At 40.4% G+C, this 6,447-nt stretch carries 14 protein-coding genes, 1 tRNA gene and 1 other RNA gene; 10 read left to right on the top strand and 6 right to left on the bottom strand.

Annotated features, from left to right (window positions below; translation table 11 throughout):
• The coding region (locus SALPA_RS28090; RefSeq protein ID WP_255451460.1) for a helix-turn-helix domain-containing protein at positions 1 to 259 on the bottom strand (259 nt) is incomplete at its 3' end.
• Positions 260 to 487: 228 nt separating this feature from the next.
• Here SALPA_RS28090 and rnpB point away from each other — a divergent pair.
• The 3 genes from rnpB to SALPA_RS28075 all read left to right on the top strand — a co-directional run bounded on the left by rnpB (position 488) and on the right by SALPA_RS28075 (position 1,383).
• Positions 488 to 820, top strand: an RNA gene (rnpB, locus tag SALPA_RS28085) — RNase P RNA component class B.
• Between the two features lie 27 nt (positions 821 to 847).
• Positions 848 to 924: transfer RNA gene (locus SALPA_RS28080), tRNA-Arg, on the top strand.
• A gap of 279 nt (positions 925 to 1,203) precedes the next feature.
• Positions 1,204 to 1,383 carry a hypothetical protein gene (locus SALPA_RS28075; RefSeq protein ID WP_145101706.1) on the top strand — a complete coding sequence of 60 codons (180 nt, stop codon included), beginning with the start codon at positions 1,204 to 1,206 and terminating at the stop codon, positions 1,381 to 1,383.
• Positions 1,384 to 1,418: 35 nt separating this feature from the next.
• On the opposite strand, the gene SALPA_RS28070 is transcribed toward SALPA_RS28075, so the two are convergent.
• From SALPA_RS28070 to SALPA_RS28060, 3 genes are all read right to left on the bottom strand, one after another.
• Positions 1,419 to 2,639, bottom strand: coding sequence for a site-specific integrase (locus tag SALPA_RS28070; protein WP_145101704.1), 1,221 nt, complete (start codon positions 2,637 to 2,639; stop codon positions 1,419 to 1,421).
• Positions 2,640 to 2,852: 213 nt separating this feature from the next.
• Positions 2,853 to 3,398 (bottom strand): helix-turn-helix transcriptional regulator, encoded by a 546-nt coding sequence (locus tag SALPA_RS28065; protein ID WP_145101702.1) that lies wholly within the window; start codon positions 3,396 to 3,398, stop codon positions 2,853 to 2,855.
• Positions 3,399 to 3,713: 315 nt separating this feature from the next.
• The gene (locus SALPA_RS28060) at positions 3,714 to 3,905 is read right to left on the bottom strand and encodes a hypothetical protein (RefSeq protein ID WP_145101700.1); all 192 of its coding nucleotides are present in this window, start codon (positions 3,903 to 3,905) and stop codon (positions 3,714 to 3,716) included.
• 92 nt (positions 3,906 to 3,997) lie between these two features.
• Here SALPA_RS28060 and SALPA_RS29390 point away from each other — a divergent pair, with 92 nt between their 5' ends.
• Positions 3,998 to 4,174 carry a hypothetical protein gene (locus SALPA_RS29390; protein ID WP_186451272.1) on the top strand — a complete coding sequence of 59 codons (177 nt, stop codon included), beginning with the start codon at positions 3,998 to 4,000 and terminating at the stop codon, positions 4,172 to 4,174.
• Between the two features lie 32 nt (positions 4,175 to 4,206).
• Entirely contained in the window at positions 4,207 to 4,392 is a 186-nt protein-coding gene (locus SALPA_RS28055) for a hypothetical protein (RefSeq protein WP_145101699.1), read from the top strand.
• Here the strand turns inward: SALPA_RS28055 and SALPA_RS28050 are convergent.
• Complete coding sequence (locus SALPA_RS28050) at positions 4,370 to 4,732, bottom strand: DUF2513 domain-containing protein (RefSeq protein ID WP_145101697.1); 363 nt, start codon at positions 4,730 to 4,732, stop codon at positions 4,370 to 4,372. The two genes, SALPA_RS28055 and SALPA_RS28050, sit on opposite strands and share 23 nt — an antisense overlap.
• Positions 4,733 to 4,755: 23 nt before the next feature.
• Between SALPA_RS28050 and SALPA_RS29385 the strand changes: the two genes are divergently transcribed.
• Positions 4,756 to 5,067, top strand: coding sequence for a helix-turn-helix domain-containing protein (locus SALPA_RS29385; RefSeq protein WP_222428151.1), 312 nt, complete (start codon positions 4,756 to 4,758; stop codon positions 5,065 to 5,067).
• A 52-nt stretch (positions 5,068 to 5,119) separates the two neighbouring features.
• Positions 5,120 to 5,296 (top strand): hypothetical protein, encoded by a 177-nt coding sequence (locus SALPA_RS29380; RefSeq protein WP_186451270.1) that lies wholly within the window; start codon positions 5,120 to 5,122, stop codon positions 5,294 to 5,296.
• Here the strand turns inward: SALPA_RS29380 and SALPA_RS28040 are convergent.
• The gene (locus SALPA_RS28040; protein ID WP_145101695.1) at positions 5,262 to 5,507 is read right to left on the bottom strand and encodes a hypothetical protein; all 246 of its coding nucleotides are present in this window, start codon (positions 5,505 to 5,507) and stop codon (positions 5,262 to 5,264) included. The two genes, SALPA_RS29380 and SALPA_RS28040, sit on opposite strands and share 35 nt — an antisense overlap.
• A gap of 233 nt (positions 5,508 to 5,740) precedes the next feature.
• Here SALPA_RS28040 and SALPA_RS29375 point away from each other — a divergent pair, with 233 nt between their 5' ends.
• The 3 genes from SALPA_RS29375 to SALPA_RS29370 are packed head-to-tail and all read left to right on the top strand — an operon-like array spanning position 5,741 to position 6,220.
• Positions 5,741 to 5,896, top strand: coding sequence for a hypothetical protein (locus tag SALPA_RS29375; protein ID WP_186451269.1), 156 nt, complete (start codon positions 5,741 to 5,743; stop codon positions 5,894 to 5,896).
• The gene (locus tag SALPA_RS28035) at positions 5,893 to 6,084 is read left to right on the top strand and encodes a hypothetical protein (RefSeq protein WP_145101694.1); all 192 of its coding nucleotides are present in this window, start codon (positions 5,893 to 5,895) and stop codon (positions 6,082 to 6,084) included. The genes SALPA_RS29375 and SALPA_RS28035 overlap by 4 nt, the downstream gene beginning before the upstream one ends.
• Positions 6,077 to 6,220 (top strand): hypothetical protein, encoded by a 144-nt coding sequence (locus SALPA_RS29370; RefSeq protein WP_186451268.1) that lies wholly within the window; start codon positions 6,077 to 6,079, stop codon positions 6,218 to 6,220. Before SALPA_RS28035 ends, SALPA_RS29370 begins: the two co-directional genes overlap by 8 nt.
• The last annotated feature ends 227 nt before the right edge of the window (positions 6,221 to 6,447 follow it).

The following is a 6,447-nucleotide window of genomic DNA, read 5'->3' as shown; positions in this document are numbered from 1 at the left end:
TGTGGGCGCGATTCTTTTCATAGACGCTCTGGCCTGTCTCTGGAAAATATGCTTCATAGTTCGTCCAGTCAGACCGGCGCTGGGTTGTCGTGCCACGACCGACTTCACGCGAGATGGTGCTGACGTGGCGGCCCAGTTGCCTTGCAATATGACGAAGAGAATAGCCTTCTCGAAGCAGAGCGAAGATCATACTTCGTTCGATAAGGCTCAGGTGTTTAAAAGATCGTGCAGATGTGGTATCCTTGGTGATAACAGCCAATGTGAACACCTCCGTATGATTGGGTTTGGTCGCTTTTATCATACATGAGTTCTCACATTGGTTGTTCTTTTTTATTCATTAGGAGTGTTGCATTTCATTTTACAATGAACCAAAAATTAATTAGTAAAATATTATATTGACGGGTTATTCAATATGTGATAACATATATAAATGTCGCCACTGGTTGCGATTTAAGTTATTTTGTTCCAAAAAATTCCAGCCTTTTTTAAAAACGGGAAATTGCGGTACTGCATATTGTTGTAGTATTGAGGAAAGTCCAGACTGCCACGACCTGAGATGGTCGTAATGTTCGTGCCCATTGCAAGGTGGGGCAGGGCGAATGCTCTGACGACGGCAAAATTGACTCATGTAGCCAAAAGTAGCCATAAAGTGCATAGAGAATGAGTAGACTGGCGACAGTCTAGTGAAAAGTGGTAAACTCCACGAGGCAGAAACCCGAATTTTGGTAGGGGAACTTCCTGTAGGGAATCAAACCGAAGGGGAGAACGCAGTTCCTGCGTTAGATAAATAATTTCCTAAAACAGAAACTGGCTTACGGTTTTTAAATGAAGGCTGTAATAATAAAAAGACTCCGTAGCTCAGCTGGATAGAGCGTTTGACTACGAATCAAAAGGTCGCAGGTTCGAATCCTGCCGGGGTCGCCATAAGAATGTAGACGTGTCGCGGGTTTATAGCCTGTGACACGTTTTTGATTATGTAAAGTTGTCCCTTATATTGTCCCTTGAAGCATTTTTAAAAAGACAAAATTAATAAATGTACACAGTGAATAGACGAATTATAAAACCAACGCAATCTAAAACTTGCGAATCATTAATTAATGATCTATAATAAGAACAACAGAACCCACCACGCCTATCCTTGTTTGCAAGTGAAGCGGACCAGGGTGGGACTTTTGCTATCATGTAGGGCGGGAGAGCAAAACAATGAAACAAAACTTAAAAGATAATGAGTTGTTATTTATAGACATGGGGCGGGATACCGGGGAGATAACCGCCTGCGGTAACATTGAGGATTTAAGTGAAACTGAATTAATTGAAATCGAAAAAGCCTATAAAGAAATACAAGATGGCAACGGAATAGAGTGGAAGATGGGAATGATCTAATAACATAATACCAAAATGAAAAGGACAGGCAATATTTATGCCTGTCCTTTCTTTATTTCGTCAGATACCGGTGTTAAGCTGTCCACAATAGCGTCCATAGCGTCGGCGGATTTATCTTTTTCAGCGTCTAGTTCATGAATGTAGGTGCGCATCGTAAAAGCCTTGTCACCGTGGCCTAAATCCGCGCTGATGCGGGCTAGGTCTATTCCTTGCCGGAGTAGATAGCTGCCGGACATATGCCGCAGCAAATGTGGACTGACCTTAGCAAGACCATTGTCCATATAGAATCGTCTCATAAACGTTGTGAAACTGCAAGGATGCCTGCAATCGCCGTTTGCCCGTTGGAATACCCATTTATCCGGGCCGCAAGAATCCTCAATACTCAAAACTTTTTTCCGCTTGTTGCGCTTCTTCACTCTTGCCCGCAATTCGGCCTCCCACGCCGTGAACATAGCGACGAGAAACTGTGGCATAGCAACAACGCGGTAAGAATTATCCGTTTTAGTGTCCTTTTCAATAAGCGGCTTACCAGGGACATATACAATAGCCCGGTTAATTTCCATCTTGCGGGTCTTGAAATTCAAGTCTCCCCATTTCAAGCCAAAAATTTCTTCGCGTCGCAGACCGCGCCCAAAAGCGATCATAAACCAAAGCCGATGCTCAAGCGGTTCACTGTCCAGAATTTGCAATATTTTAGTTAGTTCGGTATCGGTAGGTAATTTCTTATGAGGTTTATTCGTCTTGGGACGGTCAATAGAATTCATTACATTTTCGGTAAGAAATTTCCACTTCACTGCCGTCTTAAACAGCGTATTCAGCAGTATGTAGTATTTGTTTATAGTGTTCCCGTTTAGCGGCCCATCTTTACAACTAATATCATCAGCGGATATTTGTTTAAAAAAATCTAAAATATGATGTGGCTTTATCTGATCTATCCGGTAGGGGCCTAAGACCACTTTTATGCGCTGAAAAAGGTTATCGTTATATGCCTTGGTGGTTTCCTCATGATTAGCTGCCGAATAATGCTCTTTGTAATAATCGAAAAACTGGATAAGCGTCATTTTTTTAGTTCCGGCAGCAAGAACCTTACCATGCAAACAATCGGCTTTAAAAAGATCATATAGCTTTTCAGCTTCCGTATCGTTGGCGGCATGGACGGTTTTTTCAAAGCCTTTTTGCTTCCCGTTCGCATCGTAGCCATTAGGCACGAAAAAATGATAGGAGTCTTTACCACGCCGCCTGATTTTACTAGGCATAAAATCACCCTTTCCCTATGAAAGAAAGGCCAAATGCGGTATAATAATACATGAGTAGACGCAATGGCCTTTATGGTTATTGTAGACCGCCTGTGTTGAAAGCGCAGGCGGTTTTTTATTTGCAAATATTTGATTTAACTAAGAAGGTTAAATAATTAACATTCAAAGCAAAAGCCGCGAATTTAAACACCGTCCTAAAATGGACGGCTTTTTTTATGCCATTTTTCCGAACCCATTTATAGTAGTGGAAGCTAACAACATTTCCCTTTTTTCTTCTGCGTCTAATTGTTGCTTCATCAATTCTTCTTTTTGGGCGCGTGTCAATTTTTTATCACTGACGGCGGGGCGGGTAACGACAGTAGCGGCTATTTCATCCTGAGAATTATATGCAACGGCAATTTGACGCCAAAACTCTTTAAAATTTTGCCGCTGTTCTTGATCGAGACTAAGATAAGCGCTTAGAAATCTTTGCTCTATATCGTCTAACTTAAGTAATTCGGCAGCTTTCGTGAGAGCCGTTTCGGCTTTATCTACAAACATATTGCCTTCGCCAGTTCGAAGCCACGTTTCCGACACATCAAAACCAGAATAGATATCTTTAATAACACGATCTGATACATTTACTGCTATATTTTCAATGCTTGACAATGAACTTTGTTTAATACCAATTCTATGAGCAAACTCACCTTGTTTAAGATTGAAATAAAGGCGAACTTCCTTAACCCTGCGATTAATATCAGGGAATTTAACAATTGCCATTTTTACACCACCTTGGAATTATATTACCACTTAAAATATTGATTGTCTATATTTTAACATAAAAAATCTATTGACAATATCGTTTATCAATATTATATTATAGACAAACGTTAAAAATGAGATAAAAGCGAGGTGATAAGATGCAAGCGACTCTAAAAATAAGCAACGCGGAAGACGTAAACAAAACAATAATTCGAACAGAAAAGGCGATTAAAGAACTCAGGGATTGTCTTTGGAACTTAAGTAAATTAGAAGTTGAAGTTGAACTAACACCTGCTAAGAAATAAACCGTCAGCGGCAACTGACGGTTTACGGTCAAGGCTTTTCTAAATACTCAACAATATGTTTTCTAAAATCATCCAAAGTATAGAAAACTTGTTTTGCAAAGTCGTGAACATCACATTCTCGAATCGGATTTGATTCAGAAGCATCGAGCAGGGAATCTGTATTTTCCTTGTAGTCATCTAAAGCCTTTAAGAGTTTTTGGTTAAGATCGTTTGTTCGCATAACATTCACCTCCTTTATAGGGTGAAAATACGACAAATGGAAGCAACTTCCTTTATGTACAGACTAAACAATAGAAATGGGGTGAAAAAATAATGACCGAAAAAAAGAAAAGCCTGTTTGAAGATGCGGCAGAAATGATGGATATTTTCCGCTCTCTACCAGCAATGGAAAAAGCAATAGCTATTGCTTATGTAATGGGCTGTGTGGGCCAACCGCTTGACACGTTAATTCGCTCACCGAAAAAACCAGAACAAGGCCCGGCAGCATAAAACCTGCCGGGCGGGAAAGCGAGGTTAAAAGAATGGATTCAAAAACAGAGTTCGAGCTTTGCTTAAACAGAATAATTAGCCTAGCAAAGCATAGAGAAATGGTATTCCAAGAATTAAAGGACTATGAAAATGAAGATTCGCACAATCAGTTAGATGTTTTAGATGATACTTTCAAAACAACCATTAAGAAAGAAGCTAAATTCCTAACAAGTTTGTAATTGCTTTTCCAGCAACCAGTTTAATAATTTCAAGGGATGCCGAAGACCCAATTGCAGTTAATTTACTTTTTGTTTCTTTCCACACTTTATTATCACGGATATTGTCTAAGTAATCATACCCTAAAGATGTAATTCGCTTTACAACATAGTTATCGCATTCTTTAGTTCGTAAATCAATAGCCTCAATATAGTTACAATCCATTAACAGTCGGAGATGAAATCCGATTTTATTAAACTCATCTGTAGTAATGCCGCCTAAATCATGAATAGTAATCGTTCTTTTATCAAGGCTTTCAATTTTCAAAAGAATATTCCTGATCAATTCAAGATCGCGTTGCATCCATACACATCCTTTCTAGTGTGATGCTTCGACAAGAACCATTAATTTCCTGTGAGAAAGGAGAAAAATCAATGCCGAGACACACCAAAAAAGCTTTCTGCGAAAAAGAAAGCATAACAGAACCAATTTTAAACAACTGGATATATAACTACGGCCTGCCGGTAATCAAGATCGGCAGGCGCGTATACATCGAAGAAGCGGATTTTCAAGACTGGTTAAAAAGCCATACCAAAACCATAACGCTCCAAAAGCGCGAACCTGAACAAATTGCGTTACCGCGCCAGCTTCAAGGTAAAGGAACCGGAATATTAGGAAAATTACAGCTTGCAAGGTAAGGAGGGAGCAACAAAAATAAAAGCTGCGTGAGTGGCGGGGAGGTGGAGAAAGATGGATTTAGAACAGCGTGTATCTCAACTGGAAAAAGAAATGGCCGACCTCAAGCGGCAACTTGAAGAACGGCCAACAGCAAAAGAATTAAAAGAATCGATAATTGAATCATTCAGAAAATCATGTCTCGAACCGATTGAGTTTACTTCTTTAAAAGTTCCTGAATCTGAGAAGTAATTTTTTCGTTATTTGCCTCAATAACGCGAGTTAACACGATGGGAATGAATTTTAAAGCCATTTCGTTAGTATATCTGCGAAGAATGTCTTCAGGTGTTTTTTCTTCTTGGATTGCTTTGGACATGGATTTTGCAAGCTCTTCCTCGTTAGTTTTCCATATTTCCTTAGATAAATCATACATTTCTTTTGCGGTTAACCCTAAAAGCTCCATAATATCACCTCCCTTTGAGGTGACACATTCGACGGCAGTAAATAATTTCCTGTAAGGAGGTGAATAAAACCCTATGAAGTGCATTATCGACGCAACGAACTGCCTACATAACACAGGCGGTAAATGTGCGGACAAACCAGACCCCGAAGACCTAGGCTGCTTTGGAATTGTATGCTTCAATATCAAAACAACCAGGAAGGACAATTTGGAAGATCAAGAAAGGAGTGAAAACATTGCTTAAAATCATTGCAGGCACCATGACCGGCATAACAGTTGCACTTATCACTGCCATATGTATAGCGGCATGGGAATTAGGCAGTTGGCGAGATATGCGGATACATTTCAGCGCCAACAATCGTAACCATCAAAGGAGGCACGAAAATTCATGAAGCAGTACACCCCGCCTAACTGGCCTGTTACCTGCCAGTGTACAACGTGCCAAACAGATTGCGGTTTTCGATTCTGCGCCGGTGACTGCCGAGCGAACTGCACCCCGGAGTATGACTGCAACGAATACAAAGCCGCAGACCTGGCGGCCTGCGGCAAACTAAAACAGGAGGGACAAGCCCATGCCTGATATTATTACAGTACTTTGTAATGGCGACTTCCACGGGCGGGACTTAGCCCGACAGCAGTTCAGTATTTCTGACATAGAACTGCTAATCGAACAAATGAAAAAGGCCGCTGCTACCAACAGCGACCCCATCCGATGAGAATACCGAATTCCTGAAACGAAACCCTTACGACTGCTACCAACAGCGTAAGGGTTTAACCAAAAGCATATGGACTACACTTCACTTCCATTATAGTCCATATGCGGCCTAAAAGTCAATAATTACGCGGCTTCAAGGCCGTTTTTGACTTGATAAAAGTGATTAATATTAGGACAAAACTATAGATTTTCTATTAGTAACATACCCCAATTATTATTAGTTATTCA

The sequence above is a fragment of the Sporomusa sp. KB1 genome (genome assembly GCF_007830295.1).
In the GTDB taxonomy this organism is placed as follows: Bacteria; Bacillota; Negativicutes; order Sporomusales; family Sporomusaceae; genus Sporomusa.
Note: the sequence above shows the minus strand (reverse complement) of the source record. Positions and strands in the feature narration are given on the sequence as shown.